The sequence below is a fragment of the Cytobacillus horneckiae genome (assembly GCF_002835735.1).
Classification (GTDB): domain Bacteria; phylum Bacillota; class Bacilli; order Bacillales; family Cytobacillaceae; genus Cytobacillus; species Cytobacillus horneckiae.
On the sequence record NZ_PISD01000007.1, the window covers coordinates 116,773 to 135,169 of the forward strand.

Consider the following 18,397-nt stretch of genomic DNA (forward strand, 5'->3'; position numbering starts at 1 on the left):
CTAATGTACCCTGTTCATAAATTGTTGAATAGAGATATCATCCATTTGCCTGCCTTCTGACAGCTTCTCGGCTGCCATGTACTGCAGCTTACTTTTTTCTTTCATTTTTTCAAACTTTTTAACTTCAGTGTTAGTCTCCATCAGTTTATCCTGATAATAATTCATTTGATTACGGGCATTGATAACCATCTTTTGATAATGATCAATTGTTTTTTCCAGATTATGTACAAATTGCTGATGATGTCTAATTTCCAGGACTGGAAGCCCCACAACAAGTCTCTCTGATTGATAACTTTCTAAATCTTCCTTTTTCTTCAAAATCTCGTATAATTTATTTGCTGTTTCCTCAAATCGTTTGACAGATTGGTTATACATATCCAATGCTTCTTCCTTCTGCCTTTCCCTAACAGCCAGTAGCTTATCAAATTTATAATTAAAGGGCATTAATTCATCTCCCCTCTTCCTACAAGTGCATACAATTGCTGAATACTTTCTTCTATTGAAATTTGCTCGTCTGTCCTTTGCTTTAAAAAGGATATTATTTTCGGATAGATGGCAACCGCTTCATCAATCTCCTTTGAAGATCCTTTTTTGTAAGCTCCAATATTTATTAAATCTTCAGATTGAATATAAGTACTTAATAGTTCCCGCAGTTTCTCAGCCGCATGTATATGTTCTTTAACAGAAATATTATTCATTACACGGCTGATGCTTTTTAACACATCAACAGCTGGATATTGCCCTTTATTTGCCAGATTCCTATCTAGTACAAAATGGCCATCGAGTATTCCCCGTACCGTATCAGCAATAGGCTCGTTCATATCATCGCCATCTACTAGCACCGTATAAAAGGCAGTGATTGCACCGGTCTCATTTGTACCTGTTCTTTCAAGTAGCTTTGGCAAGGTAGAAAAAACCGATGGAGTATACCCTTTTGTTGTAGGAGGCTCACCGATTGCCAGTCCTACTTCCCTTTGAGCCATAGCGACACGCGTAACAGAATCCATCAACATCATTACATTCAGACCTTTTGCACGAAAATATTCCGCGATAGAAGTAGCAGTATAAGCGCCTTTTATTCGCATTAAAGGCGGCTGGTCAGATGTTGCAACAATGACAATCGAGCGCTCCAACCCTTTTGGTCCGAGATCTCTTTCAATAAATTCGCGAACCTCCCTGCCTCTTTCTCCAATCAAAGCAATCACATTAAGGTCTGCCTTTGTGTTTCTGGCAATCATGCCGAGAAGCGTACTTTTACCAACACCGCTTCCTGCAAAGATACCTACGCGCTGTCCATTGCCAACGGTTAGCAAACTATCAATCAATCTAACTCCTACTTCAATCGGGCTTGAAATTGGCGGTCTTGACAAAGGGTTAGGCGGATTTTCCTCTGTTGGAACTGCAGTAAGTCCATGCGGAAGCTTTGATCCATCCAACGGTTCTCCAAGTGGATCAATCACTTGGCCGAGCAAGGATGACCCAACCTTTATTTCCAGGGGTTTGGAGGTTGTTTCCACAAGACTGCCGGAAGAAATATCAGCTACAGTCGTATAAGGCATTAAAATAACATCCTCATCTCTAAACCCAACTACTTCCGCCTTTATCATCCTTTTTCTTTTGCCTTTGATATGGATAAAACATACATCACCAATCGAACTTTCCGGCCCTTGCGATTCAATCATTAAGCCAACAACCCGTTTTACTCTGCCGTATCTTTTATAGCTGTCTGCTGCTTCGATTTCTTCTATCAATCGCTCAATATTCATGCTTCTTCGCTCTCCAGTATTTCTAAAAGCTTTGTTTTTATCTCTTCAATTTGACTTTTTACACTGGCATCTATTCTGCCGGTGTCCGATTCAATTAAACAATCTTCCTCGCCAATTTCATCGTTAGGAAAGATATATAACGATTGTTCCTTTGGAAAAACAGCCAAGAGTTCATTCTTGTAAGAAAGCAAGGATTCATATTGGCTTGGATGGACATGAAGCTGAATATTTTTATAATGGCGTGCTTCTTTTAACCCTTTTTTAATAAAAGAACGGAATTGTGTGTCATCTTGCAAAATTTGCTCGCCGATAATTTTTTCCGCTACTTTCATGCTAATCTGGATTATTTCATTATCAGCAGATTGAATATGGGATTTATAATCCTCCTTCGCTGATTGCACTATATCCATTGCTTCCTTTATGGTCTTAGAATATTCCTCAAAGCCAGTCTGCCTACCTTCCTCCAGCCCTTTAAGATAACCGTCCTCTTCAGCTTTACGGAGTGCTTCATCACACTCCTTTTTCAGGGCTTCTTTCGCTGCAGCAATTTCTTTGTTTAAGTTTTCAGCTTCATTTCTCGCTGCATTGATTATTTCTTGTGCTTTATCATTTGCTTCCTCAATGATGGCTGTTACTTTTTCTTGGCTGTACAACTGCTCATGCTGTGCTTCGTTGTCAGTTTGAATATATAATGGTCTAACAGAAATCACTCGCTTATTGCTTGGCTCATGTGAAGAAGGTGACTGATACTTATACAATCTAGACAATGATGTCATCTCCTCCACCCCGGGCAACAATGATTTCGCCGGACTCCTCAAGCCTTCTAACAATAGCAACAATGCGTGACTGAGCTTCCTCTACTTCGCGCAAGCGGACAGGTCCCATGAACTCCATTTCTTCTTTAAATGTGTCAACAGTTCTTGAAGACATATTATTGAAGATAATTTCTTTTACCTCATCACTAGAAACTTTAAGCGATAGCATAAGATCATCGCTTTCACAATCTCGAATCACTCTTTGTATCGCTTTATTATCAAGCGTTACAATATCCTCAAAGACAAACATCCGCTTCTTGATTTCCTCAGCTAATTCAGGATCCTGTATTTCAAGAGAATCAAGAATGGTTCTTTCAGTTGAACGGTCAACTCCATTCAACACTTCAACAACTGCTTCCAATCCGCCTGTCTGTGTGTAATCCTGAGTTACAGTAGCAGAAAGTTTGCGCTCAAGGATTTGTTCCACTTCATTGATAATCTCTGGTGAAGTGCTATCCATCACCGCAATCCTTCTAGCAATATCAGCTTGTACTGCTTGCGGCAATTCTGAGAGAATTTGACCCGCCTGAGGCGGATCCAAATAAGATAGAATAAGAGCAATCGTTTGCGGATGTTCATTTTGGATAAAGTTCAAAATTTGAGCAGGGTCTGCCTTTCTAGCAAAATCGAAAGGCCGTACCTGTAGGGAGGAAGTAAGCCTATTGATAATAACTGATGCCTGTTCATTGCCTAATGCTTTTTCAAGGACAGTTTTTGCGTAGCCTATTCCTCCTTGTGAAATATAATCTTGAGCCAGAGCAATTTGATGAAATTCTTCTAATATCTCCTCTTTTTCTTCCGCTTCAACTTTTCTTACACCGGAAATTTCCAGCGTTAACTTTTCTATTTCCTCTTCACTCAAATGTTTATACACATTTGAAGCAATATCTGGTCCCATCGAAATAAGTAAAATGGTTGCTTTCTGTTTTCCTGACAACCCTTTTTTTCTCTTTTTTAGCCAATCCTCATTCCTCCTAGTCTTCCGTAATCCATGTTCTTAGGAGTTTCGCAAAATCTTCAGGTTTTTCTTTTGCCATTTTTTCAAGCTGTTTCGTGCGCAAGCTCGCTTCTGTTTCCTTTTCTTCATTCACGTCAGGAATATCAAAGGTCTGCTCCCGGACATACTCATATTCTTCTTCCTCTTCCATCGATGAGGACCTTCTTGCACGAACAAAAAGAATAATTAATACAAGTATGATTGCAAGCAATATCGCACCGATCATATATACCCACCAAGGAATGCCAGCAGCTTCTTCACTAGGGAATTCAACTTTTCCATTAAACGGCTGAACAGATACTACTACTTTTTCCTGGATTTCCTCATTTGTCAGCTCATCTTCGAGTGTTCCTTTATCAATCGATGTCCGAACAATCGTGCCTAATATTTGTGTAATGTCATTAATTCTCTCTTGCGGCAATGAGTTTGGATTATCTGCCTCTGGCGGTTCAACCATAACTTGAATGCCTAAGTCTCTAATTTTATATGGACTTTCCACAATTTCTTTTCTAATTTTATTTACTTCATTATTTATCGTTTCTTCTATTCTTTCATAATCGCCATTGGCGTTGTTTCCTTCTAAGTACGAAGATCCTAGAGCATCTGCTGAATCTTCGCCTTGTGGGATACCGCCGGCTTCCTCACCATTTCCAGTGAACGTTTCAGTTAGCTTTTGTGCACTAATCGCTATTCCTTCCATATTTTCTTCATCAACAGGCTCAATAAGATTTTCTTCTCGATTTTCTTGGGTAAAGTCTATGTCAGCTGTAACAGATACGACAACTTTATCTTGACCCATTAATGTTGCTAACATTGTCTGTACTTGACGTTGAACATCACGTTCAATTTCTTTCTTTATTTCATGTTGAGCAGTAAATTGACTGGCTGTTGAAAAATTTTCGGAATTTTTTATATCAAAGTACTCAAAATTTTGATTAGTTATGACGATATTATCTGTAGGCAGATTAGGTACACTTTTGGAGACTAAATGATATAGTGATTGAACTTGCTCGTCTTTAAATTGATATCCTGGTTTTGTGTTTAAAACAATAGATGCAGATGCAGTTTCAGCTGTATCGTTAACGAAAACACCTTGTTTTGGTAAATTAATCATTACCTTTGCATCGTTTATTCCATCTATTCCTTTAATTAAATTCGCGAGCTCAGATTGCATCGCATCTAATTTAAGAACATCAAATTCATTTTCAGTCATTCCTATACCTGCATTTTGACTAAAGAAGGAATAATCAATATTCCCGGAATTAGGTATCCCTTCCGCAGCCAGTTCGACTTTTAATGTGTCTACAGACTCTTCAGGAACCTTAATTGTTTTACCGCCGTCTGAAATTTCTGATTTGATTCCTCGAGAATCAAGATTTTCCTTAATGGAGCCAGTTTCAGAAGGGGTTAGATTGCTATACAAAGGCACTAATGTTGTTTTAGTCGCAGCTATTACTATTACTGATAATAAGATGACTAAAAATAGGGGTGCACCAACTAATATCAATTTTTGGCTTTTTTTACGTGTTCTCCAAAACTCTTTTATTTTTGCTATATAAGATTGCAAAGATTCTTTCATCTTCATCCCCCGATGATTCTGGTTAATGATCATCCATCATGCATGAAAGTAAATGAATTGTACTTTCATGCAAATAGACATATCATAATATGGAATATTAATTTGTTTTAATAGACTTTAAACCTATTAAAGCAAACAACTTAAAATATAAAATAAACAAATAATCTTAAGGGCATGAGGTCTTTACACTTGCATTCTCATGACTTCCTGATAGGCTTCGACAGCTTTATTTCTAACTTCCATAGTTAGCTGGACGGAAACACTCGCTTTCTGTGAGGCAATCATAACATCGTGTAGATCTACATTTTCACCTCGTGCCAATTTTTCCGTCATTTGATCTGACTTTATTTGTGCGTCATTCACTGTCTCGATTGAATTTTTCAAGTATTCAGCAAAGCTTGTATGTACTTCATTTGGAGTGACTGTTTTACTTACTTCTGTCTGCTTGACTGGATCTAACTTTTGGATGACAGGTGAGAAGGTTACATTATTCATCGATTAACTCCTTACTTCCCAATTTCTAAAGCTTTCATTAACATGTTTTTATTCGCATTAAATACGGTAACATTTGCTTCATACGACCTTGTAGCACTCATCAAATCGACCATCTCTCTTAAAGGGTCTACATTCGGCATTTCCACATACCCTTCTTCATTTGCATCGGGATGTGTAGGATCAAATACCATCTTAAACGGAGTTTCATCCTCAACGATTCTGGACACTTTCACACCATTTCCCGGATTACTCGCTTGGTTCATTGCCGTATTTAAAAAATTTGAGAATTGACCTTCCTTTGGCTCCAGAACGATAGATTTTCTGCGATATGGGTCATTTCCAGTTACGCTTCTTGTTGAATCAACATTCGCCATATTTGAAGAAATTACATCCATTCTCAATCTTTGCGCTGTTAAAGCTGAAGCGGTGGTATTCATACTATGAAAGACAGACAAATTACCTACCTCCCTTTATTACATTTTGCAAGCTTGAAAACTTCCCGCTCATGCGATCAATTAATGCATTGTACTTAATTTGATTTGCAGCTAGTTCAGCCATTTCTTGATCCATATCGACGCTATTTCCACTTTCATTAAATGAAACGCCTCTTTTTGCATACACTTCTGCACCATTTGGTTCTTGTCGATTAAGCTCGTAATGCCTTGAGTCGGTTCTAAATGTCTGCATATTATTTGCCAGTGCAGACTCAAAGCTATCCTTGAATTTAACATCCTTTGCTTTATATCCAGGTGTATCAACATTCGCTACATTTTGAGAAATAACTTTTTGTTTTAGCGATGTTTGATTCAAAGCCGTTTCTATTGTCGACATGGATTGTGAGAAGATTTTCACAAAAGCCACCTCATTTTTCTAAAGATCTAGATTCATTAAATCATCTATTAAAATCAATCTACCATCATTGTAAAGAATATGAAATAATAAGTCTATGTCCAGCAGGATATTTTTAATAATCCTTTTGACCTATTTTCGACATTTTCCGTAAATGGGAGTTAAGGTTTATTTTTTTCGTTCCTTAATAATATTACCACATAAATTCGACTGTCAATCAACAAAACAAGGGATTGTCAACATGACAATTTACTCATTTATTATTTTATTCAGTTATATTGGGTATTATTAACTATTCGCCATTCGTTTTTTAATGCGCTATCTGTTCGTAATAAAGTTGTAATATTATATTTAACATGTAAAATTGGCAATCGTTAAGTAATAATCGTTGTAGTATACATAGATTGACTAATCTTTACTGATTGTCTACATCAATCAAGACATTCAGCTGTTTAGGAAAAGGAGGTTAATATAAAACAGAAATGACACGCTAAGGTCAGTTAATAACGGCCTTAGCGTGTCATCTTAATATGATTATTGATTTATTGCATTACGGATTAGTTAGATTTTAATTTTTCTAACTCAACTAAGAACTTATCGTTTAATACTTTGATATAAGTCCCTTTCATTCCTAATGATCTTGATTCAATTACACCAGCACTTTCGAGCTTTCTTAATGCATTAACGATTACTGAACGAGTAATCCCTACACGATCTGCAATTTTTGAAGCGACAAGCAAACCTTCTTTGCCATCCAACTCTTCAAAAATATGCTCAATTGCTTCAAGTTCACTGTAGGATAGCGAGCTGATAGCCATTTGAACTACAGCTTTGCTTCTTGCTTCTTCTTCAATTTCTTCTGCTTTTTCACGTAGAATTTCCATACCTACAACAGTCGCGCCGTATTCAGCAAGGATTAAATCATCGTCACGGAATTGATCTTCAACACGAGCAAGAATTAGAGTCCCAAGGCGCTCTCCGCCTCCAATAATTGGAACAATCGTTGTTAAACCTTCCATGAACAAATCTTTGTTTTCAACAGGGAATGCAGAGTATTCGCTGTTAACATCTAGATTTGAAGAAGTTTCTTGGATGTTGAAAAGGTTTTTTGTATAATCTTCAGGGAATTGGCGATCCTCTAGCATTTTTTTCATTCTTTCATTTTCAATCTGTTGATTTGCTGCATAACCAAGTAGTTTACCACGGCGGCTTACAACGTAAATATTTGCTTCAATAACACCGCTTAAAGTTTCTGCCATTTCCTTGAAATTAACCGGTTTTCCGGCTGCCTTTTGTAACATTGCATTAATCTTTCTTGTTTTTGTTAATAAATCCATTCTTTCTTCCTCCTATTTGCTAGAACAATATTGTCATTCATTTTTTTTGAGCAGATATTACTGTGTCAGGAGTAAAACTGTTATCCTCTGTACTAAAAACCGCTGTATTTCTTAAAGAATAAATTGACTTAAATCTTTATCTTTAGAAATCGCTCCAAGTTTTTCTTCTACATATTGAGGAGTAATTGTAATCTTCTCCATCGTTACTTCAGGTGCTTCAAAAGATAAATCCTCTAACATTTTTTCCATGATTGTATGGAGACGCCTTGCGCCAATATTATCTGTATTTTGGTTTACGTCATACGCAAATTCTGCAATCCTACGAATAGCATCGTCAGAAAATTCTATTTGTATACCTTCTGTTTCCAATAATGCTTGATATTGTTTAATTAATGCATTATCTGGCTCAATTAATATTTTTACAAAGTCATCAACTGTTAGTTTTGTTAACTCTACCCTAATTGGAAAACGACCTTGTAATTCAGGGATTAAATCAGATGGTTTGGCAATATGAAACGCACCGGCTGCAATAAACAAAACATGATCAGTTTGTACTGTCCCATATTTCGTAGTTACTGTCGATCCTTCTACGACTGGTAAAATATCTCTTTGCACGCCTTCTCTGGATACATCTGCTGATGAGCCTCCAGAATTTTTGCTCGCTATTTTATCAATCTCATCGATAAAGATGATTCCCGATTGTTCGGCGCGGAAAATAGCTTCAGACCCTACTTCATCCATATCAATCAATTTCCCGGCCTCTTCATTCGTTAGCACCTTTCTTGCTTCACTAACAGTTAATTTACGCTTTTTGCGCTTCTTGGGCATGAGGCCGCTTAAAGCATCTTGCATATTCATACCCATCTGTTCCATACCCGAACCTTGCAGCATATCAAACATCGATGGCTGCTGTTCCTCTACTTCAACAGTAATTACTTCGTTCTCAAGTTCTCCGAGCTCAAGCTTTGATTGTAACACTTTTCGCTTTTCTTGTATATTCATATCTTCACTCGAGTTTTTTTCTTCCTCAGATTGGTCATTACCGCCTCCAAAAAGCATTTCCAGCGGATTTTTATAATTTGATGATTTCTTACTGCTTGGTACTAGTAGTTCAACAATTCTACGGTTAGCATTTTTTTCTGCTAACTCTTTCACACTCGCCATCTTATCTTCTTTCACAAGGCGAACAGAGGTCTCCACAAGATCTCTAACCATCGATTCAACGTCCCTGCCTACATAACCTACCTCAGTAAATTTTGTAGCTTCAACCTTTATGAATGGAGCGCCAACAAGTTTAGCAATTCTTCGTGCAATTTCCGTTTTACCAACGCCGGTTGGACCAATCATTAAAATATTTTTCGGATTAATTTCATCGCGCAATTTTTCATCGAGCAGGGCGCGGCGATATCTGTTTCTTAATGCAACAGCGACTGCCTTCTTTGCATCTTTTTGACCGATAATGAATTGGTCAAGCCGTTCTACAATTTGACGTGGTGTTAGATTTGTACCTTTGACCATTGATCAGCACTCCCTTTATAATTCTTCCACAATAATATTATGGTTTGTATATACACATATTTCAGCGGCCATTTCTAACGATGCTTTTGCAATCTCTTTAGCAGATAAATGTTCGCCAGCAAATCGCTTTAAAGAGCGCCCAGCAGCTAATGCATAATTCCCGCCAGATCCGATAGCAAGAATACCATCATCCGGTTCAATCACTTCACCGGTACCGGATATTAACAATAAGGTATCTTCGTTCATAACAATTAACAAAGCCTCAAGCTTGCGGAGAACTTTATCACTTCTCCATTCTTTAGCAAGTTCTACAGCTGTTCTTTGCAAATTCCCATTAAATTCTTCAAGTTTTCCTTCAAACATTTCAAATAATGTAAAGGCATCCGCAACTGAACCTGCAAAACCCGCAATCACCTTACCGTTCGATAGTTTCCTCACTTTTCTTGCAGTATGCTTCATAACAACTGATTCTCCAAATGTTACTTGACCATCACCAGCCATCGCGCATTGACCATTATGCTGTACCGCAAAAATTGTTGTTGCATGAAATTGTGACATTTTTTATTTCCTCCTTTAGGAGTCATTATTCTATCTACATACTGACTATATATGAATATAGCTTAATATTTATCCTTATTAACTATCTTTTATCCTTTTTTAACAAAGGTTTTTATATAGCCGCATTTTTTCATCATCTATGCACGCGGATGATGATTCATATAAGATTTCCTTAAATATTCGTTTGTCACATGTGTATATACTTGTGTGGAAGATAGGAATGCATGCCCTAGCAGCTCTTGAACAGTTCTAATATCAGCGCCGTTTGCCATCATGTGGGTTGCAAAAGAGTGGCGAATCATATGAGGATGTATTTTTCCAGATAAAGATGACTTTTCAATCATTTTATCTAATATCCCCCTAATCCCTCGCTCTGTAAGCGGTCCGCCTCGATGGTTAACAAACAGGTGGTGATGTGCATCGCCTTTGGACAAAAGTGCTTTACGGCCGTCATTCATATACATTGTTAAGCTATCATGTGCAAAGCTGCCAAAAGGAATATATCTCTCCTTATTGCCTTTCCCATGTATGAGGACAATCGATACATCCATATCTAAATCCTTTAATACAATTTTTGCACATTCACCCACTCGAATCCCCGTTGCATACAGTAACTCAAGCAATGCTTTATTCCTCTGCCCTAATGGAGTGTTTATTTCACACACATCAAAAAGCTGCGCGATTTCTTCCTCATAAAAAAACTGAGGAAGTTTTTTTTCTCCCTTCGGAATAGAAGCTAATGAGAAAGGATTTTCTTCTACTCGCCCTTCTCTTAGAAGTAATTTGTAAAAACTGCGTAAACATGAAATTTTTCTTGCAACTGTCTTTCTTGCATAACCTTGTTCATAAAGCTTTGTTAAATAAATTCGGACATCAACATATTCGACTTCTTCTAAGCATTTTAAACTTTGTTCAGACATGAACATAAAGAATTCCCTGATATCCTTTTGATAATGCTCAATTGTATATTGTGAATAATTTTTCTCTATTTGTAAATATTCGATAAATAACTTTAAAGAAATGTTCACATTTTCATCCAAAATTGTACTCACCTCACAAGGGCTACTAAATATTATCATATTAGTGTAGCCCTTGCAAGAAACTTTACATATTTTTCACAAAGTTCTGAATTGTTCTTAATGCTCGCTCAGCATGATGCTCGTTTCTTTCCTGCTTACCTTTAATTTTTACAGGTAAATCTGGAAATAAACCAAAGTTTGCATTCATAGGTTGAAAATTCTTTGGATTTGCAGTAGAAATATATCGCGCCATGCTCCCTAGTGCTGTTTCGTGAGGAAATTCAACCGGATCTTGTCCACTTACTAATCTGGCTGCATTTATACCAGCGATTAATCCGCTTGCTGCAGATTCAACATATCCTTCAACACCCGTCATTTGACCAGCAAAGAATAGATTATCCCTGTTTTTAAATTGATAAGTCGCATTTAAAACTTTAGGAGAATTAATAAATGTGTTTCTATGCATAACACCATATCGGACAATTTCAGCATTTTCTAAGCCTGGAATCAGCTTAAGTACTTCTTTTTGCGGTCCCCATTTTAAATGTGTCTGAAAACCAACAATATTATAAAGTGTGCCCGCCGCATCATCTTGACGAAGCTGAACTACTGCATACGGCCTTTTCCCTGTTCTCGGGTCTTCTAAACCAACAGGTTTCATTGGGCCAAAAAGCATCGTCTTTTTACCGCGCGATGCCATTACTTCAATCGGCATACACCCTTCAAAAAAGATTTCCTTTTCAAATTCTTTTAACGGTACTGTCTCAGCAGCAATCAACGCTTCATAAAAAGTATTAAACTCCTCTTCAGACATTGGGCAGTTTAGATAGGCAGCCTCCCCTTTATCATAGCGGGATTTCAAGTAAACTTTATCCATATCAATTGAATCTTTTTCTATAATCGGAGCAGCAGCATCATAGAAATATAGATAATCTTCCCCTGATAGCTCCTTTAACTTCACTGATAATGCTTCACTTGTTAATGGGCCTGTAGCAATTACAGTCGTTCCTTCAGGAATTTCACTAACCTCTTCATTTATAACGGTCACATTGGGATGATGTTTAACTCTTTCCGTAACTTTCCCTGCAAAATCATGGCGGTCAACCGCTAATGCGCCACCCGCAGGTACAGCGCTTTCATCCGCAGAACTAATAATGACAGAGTCCAAGCTCCTCATTTCTTCTTTTAACACACCAACAGCATTTGTTAGTGTATTCGCTCTTAAGGAATTGCTGCATACGAGCTCTGCAAATTTATCTGTATGATGGGCTGGCGTTTGTTTAACCGGTCTCATTTCATATAAATTCACTTTTATTCCGCGCTTTGCTATTTGCCATGCAGCTTCGCTTCCTGCTAAGCCTGCCCCTACTACATTAACTACTTGTTCACTCATCCGATTATCTCCTTACTATACTAAAAATATTCAGAAAAAACGTCGGTTTTGTTTATCTTAACTAAATCAATTATTAATTCAATAAATATTACCCAAAATGCATTGTACAATATAACGAAAAAAGAAGAAAGCATAAAGCGTTATTATATACAAAATGTCCTATGACTAATCAAGATTTGATATCTGTAAGGATGTGAATCTGTCACATTACGTTCACAATGATTAGCTATTACGGCATTAGAAAAGAGTGAGCCTTATGCTCACCCTTCATTAGCTTTGTTTTTCTTCCTTGTAGTCACATTCTACGCATTGTACTTGAATGCCTTTTTTCAGTTTTTTCTCAACTAAAAGTTTATCACATTTCGGACAGCTGCGGGCAATTGGTTTATCCCAGGAAATAAATTCGCATTGAGGGAATCGATCACAGCCATAGAAAATACGACGTTTTTTACTTTTTCTCTCAATAATATTCCCTTCTTTACATGTTGGGCATTTCACTCCAATTTCCTTCACAATTGCTTTCGTATTCCTGCAATCTGGGAAGTTGCTGCATGCCATAAACTTCCCGTAGCGTCCCATTTTAAACACCATTGGGCTGCCGCATTGTTCACAATCCTCGCCTGCAGGCTCATCCTTTATTTCTATCTTTTCCATTTCCTGTTCCGCTATTTTCAGATAGGATTCGAACTCTATATAAAATTCATCAATGAGTTTTATCCAAGTCATTTCTCCATCTTCAATGTGGTCTAATCCTTTTTCCAATCTCGCTGTAAATTCTACATCTATTATTTCTGGGAAGAATTCCACCATCACCTCATGAACAATTTCTCCGAGCTCCGTTGGAATAAAGCGCTTATTATCCAATGAGACATAGCCGCGTTTTTGAATCGTGTCCAAAGTAGGAGCAAATGTTGATGGTCTGCCAATACCTAATTCTTCCAGTGTTTTAACTAGCCGAGCCTCTGTATATCTTGGTGGCGGTTGAGTAAAATGCTGTTTCGGTTCAATATCTTTCTTCAGCACTTCATCGCCTTCCTTTAAATTAGGAAGCATATTGTTTTTTTCTTCAGTTTGGTCATCTGAGCCCTCTACGTATACCTTCATAAACCCTGCAAATTTTACTTTTGAGCCATTCGCTCTAAAAATAACAGGTCCATTTTTCAGATCAACACTCATTGTATCCATGACTGCCGGCGCCATTTGACTTGCTGTAAAGCGTTCCCAAATCAGCTTGTAAAGCCTTAATTGATCTCGTGATAGGAACTCCTTCACTGTATTAGGCTCGCGCATAATACTAGTCGGCCTTACTGCTTCATGGGCATCCTGGCTCTTGCTGTTCTTTTTCTCATTTTTTTTCGCACCAGATAGATATTCTTTGCCATAGTTATTTTCAATGTATTGTGATGCTTCATTTAAAGCGACTTCAGAGATTCGAGTGGAATCAGTTCTCATATAGGTAATTAAACCAACTGTTCCTTCCTTACCTAAGTCAATCCCTTCATACAATTGCTGTGCAAGCATCATCGTTTTCTTTGCTCTGAAGTTTAATTTCCTAGCTGCTTCCTGTTGAAGGGAAGAGGTTGTAAAAGGTGCGGCAGGATTGCGGCGTCTTTCCTTCTTGGTCACAGTCTTTACTTGAAATTTATTACCCTTCATTTGTTTTAATATTTTTTGTACATCTTCTTCAGTCTTTAATTCAACTTTTTCATTTTCCAGACCGAAAAAACTTGCTTCAAATGCTGATTTGCCTTTAAGGAATTCACCATCTATACTCCAGTATTCTTCAGGTACAAAATCATTTATCTCTTTTTCACGTTCAATGATGAGGCGTACGGCAACCGATTGAACCCGACCAGCGCTTAGGCCTTTTTTTACTTTTTTCCAAAGCAGAGGGCTGATATTATAGCCTACAAGGCGGTCAAGAAGTCTCCTAGCCTGCTGCGCATCAACTAAATCCATATTGATTGCACGCGGGTGCTTAAAGGACTCTTTAATGGCGTCTTTAGTAATCTCATTAAAAACGACACGGCATTCCGAGTAAACATCCATATCCAAACTGTGGGCTAAATGCCACGCAATTGCCTCCCCTTCACGATCCGGGTCAGCTGCGAGATAGATTTTTTTTGCTTTTTTTGCAGCAGTCTTCAATTCTTTTAAAACAGGGCCCTTTCCTCTTATCGTTATATACTTTGGATCATAATTATTCTCAACATCTACACCCATTTGGCTTTTAGGCAAATCTCTGACATGGCCCATTGAAGCCTTCACTTTATATTTCTTCCCCAAATAGCGTTCAATTGTCTTTGCTTTTGCGGGGGATTCAACAATAACTAGAAACTCTGACATCCATTAGTCCTCCTCAAGAGGGAATTATTAGTATTTAGAAAAACTTGGCGTTCTCCAGTCCTTTCGGCGAATGCCTTCGTTTTACTTATGCGATATTTTAACTAGAAGCAAAATTTTTTCAGAAATATTTACTTTAATACGTTAATTAAGTTAAACTTTCCTACTAGCCAAAAAAGCAGGCTATTGCATCGGTATTTGTTCTCCTTTATCCACTTAAAATATCTATACATAAAGAGAAATAATACTTCATTTGCCCTTTAATTACTTGTTTTTTTACAGTGGCACATTTTTACAATGCGCTCATCCTTGAAATATCCACTATTATTAATCAATATATTCAAGTTTGTCAAATATAAGCTTAAGAAAAACGTGGCTCTCCCCAAGTTTTTTCGGCGAATATCCTTTATTTAATGAAGTGAAAATTAGTGTTAAAAGCTTCACCTTTATCAATTAAGATATTTTTTTAAAATAACATCTCATTTCACACTTCTGATGCAAAATGTATAATAGTTTACCGCGAATTTCAACCTTTTTATTAAAATTCCTGTAAATTTTATGATTTTTCCCCCTAATATACCAATTCTTCAATGATATCCTCCGCATTTCGGATTAGTTTCGCCCCTTGTTGAATTAATTCATTCGCTCCATCTGAATGAGGACTGAGCACACTTCCAGGGACGGCAAATACTTCTCTCCCCTCTTGTACAGCAAAATTAGCGGTAATAAGAGACCCGCTCCTTCTCTTTGCCTGAATGATTAATGTACCTCTGCTAATTCCGCTTATAATGCGATTTCTCATTGGAAAGTGCCACCTTGCAGGCTTCGTATTGGGTGGGTATTCAGATATTAAAAGGTGCTGATTCATTATACTGCAGGCAAGCTGTTTATTTGACTCAGGGTAAATATGATAAAAGCCCCCTCCAATTACTGCAATGGTCCGACCGCCATATTTGATCGCACCTTCATGAGCGAGCGTATCTACCCCTTTAGCCAAACCGCTTGCTATTACTATATCTTTTTCAATCAGCTGCGGAAACAAATGCTGAATGACCTGATAGCTATATGCAGTTGACTCTCTTGAGCCGACAACTGCAAGTATAGTAGCATTTTTTAGTAAAGTTAAATCACCTTTTGTATATAATATCCACGGTGGTTCATAAATTTCTTTTAATAATGGAGGATATTCATCATCAAATATACTAATTATCCTAATATGATCGTATTTATACTGCTGAATTTGTTCATCAATCTTATTAGAGCGCAATTCTTCCTTAATGGTTTTGAATTTAGAATGATTTAAAGGAAAATCAATAGGGGTGTATACAGAAGAATAATTGGGGGAGATTGAATTTAACATAGGGTCGATTTTCAACAATTGATATATTATTTTCCAGCTTGCACTTTTGCAATGATGTAATTTTACCAGACGTGAAGTAAATTCATCCATAAAGCTACCTCCTAAAATCAATATACCATGTTATTTTTCTTAATTTTCAAACATAAATATTCAATAAATAGCCCCCTTCTCAAAGGGGACTATTTCACCTTATAGATTAATGTGTTTTACATTTATCATAAAGTCCTTTTTCTTTCAGAACTTTAATTAATGTTTCACCCATTACAGATGGAGTATCAGCTACTTCAATGCCACACTCGTTCATGACACGGATTTTTTCGTCAGCTGTTCCTTTACCTCCGGAAATGATCGCACCTGCATGTCCCATACGTTTTCCTGGAGGAGCTGTACGCCCGCCAATGAAGCCAACAACAGGTTTAGTCATGTTCGCTTTTACCCATTCAGCAGCTTCCTCTTCAGCAGTTCCACCGATTTCACCAATCATGATTACTGCATACGTTTCCGGATCTTCATTAAATGCTTTTAGAACATCGATAAAGTTTGTTCCGTTGACAGGGTCTCCACCAATACCAACAGCTGTTGTTTGACCGATGCCAGCTTGAGTTAATTGATGAACAGCTTCATAAGTTAGTGTACCAGAGCGGGAAACTACACCTACATGACCTTTTGTATGAATGTATCCTGGCATAATACCGATCTTACACTCATCAGCCGTGATAACACCTGGGCAGTTTGGCCCTACTAGGCGAGTCTTCTTGCCTTCCATATAACGTTTTACTTTCACCATATCCAACACTGGAATATGCTCAGTAATACAGATGGCAAGCTCTAGCTCTGCATCAACTGCTTCAAGGATTGAATCTGCAGCAAATGGAGCAGGTACATAAATAACTGATGCTGTTGCTCCTGTTGCTTCAACAGCTTCTTTTACTGTATTAAATACAGGTACACCTTCCACTTCCATGCCACCTTTTCCAGGTGTCACTCCGCCGACAATTTTTGTACCGTATTCAAGCATCTGCTTTGTGTGGAAAAGAGCTGTTGAACCAGTGATTCCTTGCACAATAACTTTTGTATCTTTATTGATAAATACGCTCACGTTAATTCTCCTTCCTGATTTCCAAATATACCAATCATAAAAAATATGACTTTTCGCATGCAACCTTGCATGCGAACGATTGCAAATACTTTAATTCAGATGATAATTAGCCTACTAATGAAACGATTTTTTCTGCGCCATCTGCCATAGAGCTTGCAGCAACGATTTCTACATCTGATTCAGCAAGAATTTTCTTACCAAGTTCTACATTTGTACCTTCTAAGCGTACAACAAGAGGAACTTTCAAGCCTACTTGCTTTGCAGCTTCTACAACACCAGTTGCGATGACGTCACATTTCATAATTCCGCCAAAAATATTTACAAAGATTCCTTTAACATGTTCATCAGAAAGGATGATTTTAAATGCTTCTGTAACTTTTTCAGCTGTAGCGCCGCCCCCAACATCAAGGAAGTTAGCAGGGTCTCCGCCATAATGCTTAACGATGTCCATAGTGGCCATTGCAAGCCCTGCACCGTTAACCATGCAGCCAATATTTCCATCTAGTGCAATGTAGCTTAAATCATACTTAGATGCTTCGATTTCTTTTGAATCTTCTTCTTCAAGGTCACGCATATCAACGATGTCTTTTTGACGATAAAGAGCGCTTCCATCAAAGTTAAATTTAGCGTCTAACGCCATAACTTTTCCGTCTCCAGTTACAACAAGAGGGTTGATTTCTGCAATTGAACAATCTTTTTCGATATATGCTGTATATAAGCCCATCATAAATTTAACTGCTTGATTCACCAATTTCACAGGAATATTGATGTTGAATGCAACACGACGAGCTTGGAAAGCTGTTAAACCAACAACCGGATCAATTTCTTCTTTAAAGATTTTTTCCGGAGTTTTTTCAGCTACTTCTTCAATTTCTGTTCCGCCTTCTTCAGATGCCATTAAAGTAACGCGAGAAGTGGCGCGATCTAATACTAGTCCAATATAGTATTCTTTTTGGATATCGCAGCCTTCTTCAATTAAAAGACGCTTTACTTCTTTTCCTTCTGGACCTGTTTGGTGGGTAACAAGTGTCTTGCCTAGAATTTCTTCTGCATATGTACGAACCTCATCCAAGTTTTTGGCAACCTTTACCCCGCCTGCTTTACCGCGGCCACCTGCATGGATTTGCGCCTTAACAACACAAACTTCAGTGCCTAATTCTTTAGCTGCTTCTACTGCTTCTTCCACTGTAAAAGCAACTTTTCCGTTTGGAACTGATACCCCGTATTGTCTGAGGATTTCTTTACTTTGATACTCATGTATATTCATTT

At 37.7% G+C, this 18,397-nt stretch carries 17 protein-coding genes; all 17 read right to left on the reverse strand.

Annotation, left to right across the window (positions count from 1 at the left end):
• On the reverse strand, positions 1 to 444 hold the full coding sequence (gene fliJ / locus CWS20_RS02785; protein WP_066197134.1) for a flagellar export protein FliJ: 444 nt from the start codon (positions 442 to 444) through the stop codon (positions 1 to 3).
• Positions 444 to 1,766: a flagellar protein export ATPase FliI gene (gene fliI / locus CWS20_RS02790; protein WP_066197132.1), complete on the reverse strand. Its 1,323-nt coding sequence runs from the start codon at positions 1,764 to 1,766 to the stop codon at positions 444 to 446. The genes fliJ and fliI overlap by 1 nt, the downstream gene beginning before the upstream one ends.
• Complete coding sequence (fliH, locus tag CWS20_RS02795; RefSeq protein WP_158236991.1) at positions 1,763 to 2,533, reverse strand: flagellar assembly protein FliH; 771 nt, start codon at positions 2,531 to 2,533, stop codon at positions 1,763 to 1,765. Before fliH ends, fliI begins: the two co-directional genes overlap by 4 nt.
• Positions 2,526 to 3,518, reverse strand: a complete 993-nt coding sequence (gene fliG / locus CWS20_RS02800; protein ID WP_101226232.1) for a flagellar motor switch protein FliG — start codon at positions 3,516 to 3,518, stop codon at positions 2,526 to 2,528. Before fliG ends, fliH begins: the two co-directional genes overlap by 8 nt.
• 37 nt (positions 3,519 to 3,555) lie before the next feature.
• Positions 3,556 to 5,157 carry a flagellar basal-body MS-ring/collar protein FliF gene (gene fliF, locus CWS20_RS02805; protein ID WP_066197127.1) on the reverse strand — a complete coding sequence of 534 codons (1,602 nt, stop codon included), beginning with the start codon at positions 5,155 to 5,157 and terminating at the stop codon, positions 3,556 to 3,558.
• Between the two features lie 183 nt (positions 5,158 to 5,340).
• The gene (fliE, locus tag CWS20_RS02810) at positions 5,341 to 5,652 is read right to left on the reverse strand and encodes a flagellar hook-basal body complex protein FliE (protein ID WP_066197126.1); all 312 of its coding nucleotides are present in this window, start codon (positions 5,650 to 5,652) and stop codon (positions 5,341 to 5,343) included.
• 11 nt (positions 5,653 to 5,663) lie between these two features.
• The gene (gene flgC, locus CWS20_RS02815) at positions 5,664 to 6,107 is read right to left on the reverse strand and encodes a flagellar basal body rod protein FlgC (protein ID WP_066197124.1); all 444 of its coding nucleotides are present in this window, start codon (positions 6,105 to 6,107) and stop codon (positions 5,664 to 5,666) included.
• Position 6,108: 1 nt separating this feature from the next.
• On the reverse strand, positions 6,109 to 6,504 hold the full coding sequence (flgB, locus tag CWS20_RS02820) for a flagellar basal body rod protein FlgB (protein WP_066197122.1): 396 nt from the start codon (positions 6,502 to 6,504) through the stop codon (positions 6,109 to 6,111).
• A 554-nt stretch (positions 6,505 to 7,058) separates the two neighbouring features.
• Positions 7,059 to 7,838: a GTP-sensing pleiotropic transcriptional regulator CodY gene (gene codY, locus CWS20_RS02825; RefSeq protein ID WP_066197120.1), complete on the reverse strand. Its 780-nt coding sequence runs from the start codon at positions 7,836 to 7,838 to the stop codon at positions 7,059 to 7,061.
• 111 nt (positions 7,839 to 7,949) lie between these two features.
• Complete coding sequence (hslU, locus tag CWS20_RS02830) at positions 7,950 to 9,356, reverse strand: ATP-dependent protease ATPase subunit HslU (protein WP_066197119.1); 1,407 nt, start codon at positions 9,354 to 9,356, stop codon at positions 7,950 to 7,952.
• Between the two features lie 15 nt (positions 9,357 to 9,371).
• The gene (gene hslV / locus CWS20_RS02835; RefSeq protein WP_066197113.1) at positions 9,372 to 9,914 is read right to left on the reverse strand and encodes an ATP-dependent protease subunit HslV; all 543 of its coding nucleotides are present in this window, start codon (positions 9,912 to 9,914) and stop codon (positions 9,372 to 9,374) included.
• 137 nt (positions 9,915 to 10,051) lie between these two features.
• Complete coding sequence (gene xerC, locus CWS20_RS02840; RefSeq protein ID WP_066197111.1) at positions 10,052 to 10,954, reverse strand: tyrosine recombinase XerC; 903 nt, start codon at positions 10,952 to 10,954, stop codon at positions 10,052 to 10,054.
• A gap of 64 nt (positions 10,955 to 11,018) precedes the next feature.
• Positions 11,019 to 12,326 carry an FADH(2)-oxidizing methylenetetrahydrofolate--tRNA-(uracil(54)-C(5))-methyltransferase TrmFO gene (gene trmFO, locus CWS20_RS02845; RefSeq protein WP_066197109.1) on the reverse strand — a complete coding sequence of 436 codons (1,308 nt, stop codon included), beginning with the start codon at positions 12,324 to 12,326 and terminating at the stop codon, positions 11,019 to 11,021.
• A 270-nt stretch (positions 12,327 to 12,596) separates the two neighbouring features.
• On the reverse strand, positions 12,597 to 14,672 hold the full coding sequence (gene topA, locus CWS20_RS02850) for a type I DNA topoisomerase (protein WP_066197107.1): 2,076 nt from the start codon (positions 14,670 to 14,672) through the stop codon (positions 12,597 to 12,599).
• A gap of 568 nt (positions 14,673 to 15,240) precedes the next feature.
• The gene (dprA, locus tag CWS20_RS02855; RefSeq protein ID WP_066197106.1) at positions 15,241 to 16,119 is read right to left on the reverse strand and encodes a DNA-processing protein DprA; all 879 of its coding nucleotides are present in this window, start codon (positions 16,117 to 16,119) and stop codon (positions 15,241 to 15,243) included.
• 106 nt (positions 16,120 to 16,225) lie between these two features.
• Positions 16,226 to 17,128, reverse strand: coding sequence for a succinate--CoA ligase subunit alpha (gene sucD / locus CWS20_RS02860; protein ID WP_066197103.1), 903 nt, complete (start codon positions 17,126 to 17,128; stop codon positions 16,226 to 16,228).
• A 106-nt stretch (positions 17,129 to 17,234) separates the two neighbouring features.
• Entirely contained in the window at positions 17,235 to 18,395 is a 1,161-nt protein-coding gene (sucC, locus tag CWS20_RS02865; RefSeq protein WP_066197102.1) for an ADP-forming succinate--CoA ligase subunit beta, read from the reverse strand.
• Positions 18,396 to 18,397 lie beyond the last annotated feature (2 nt).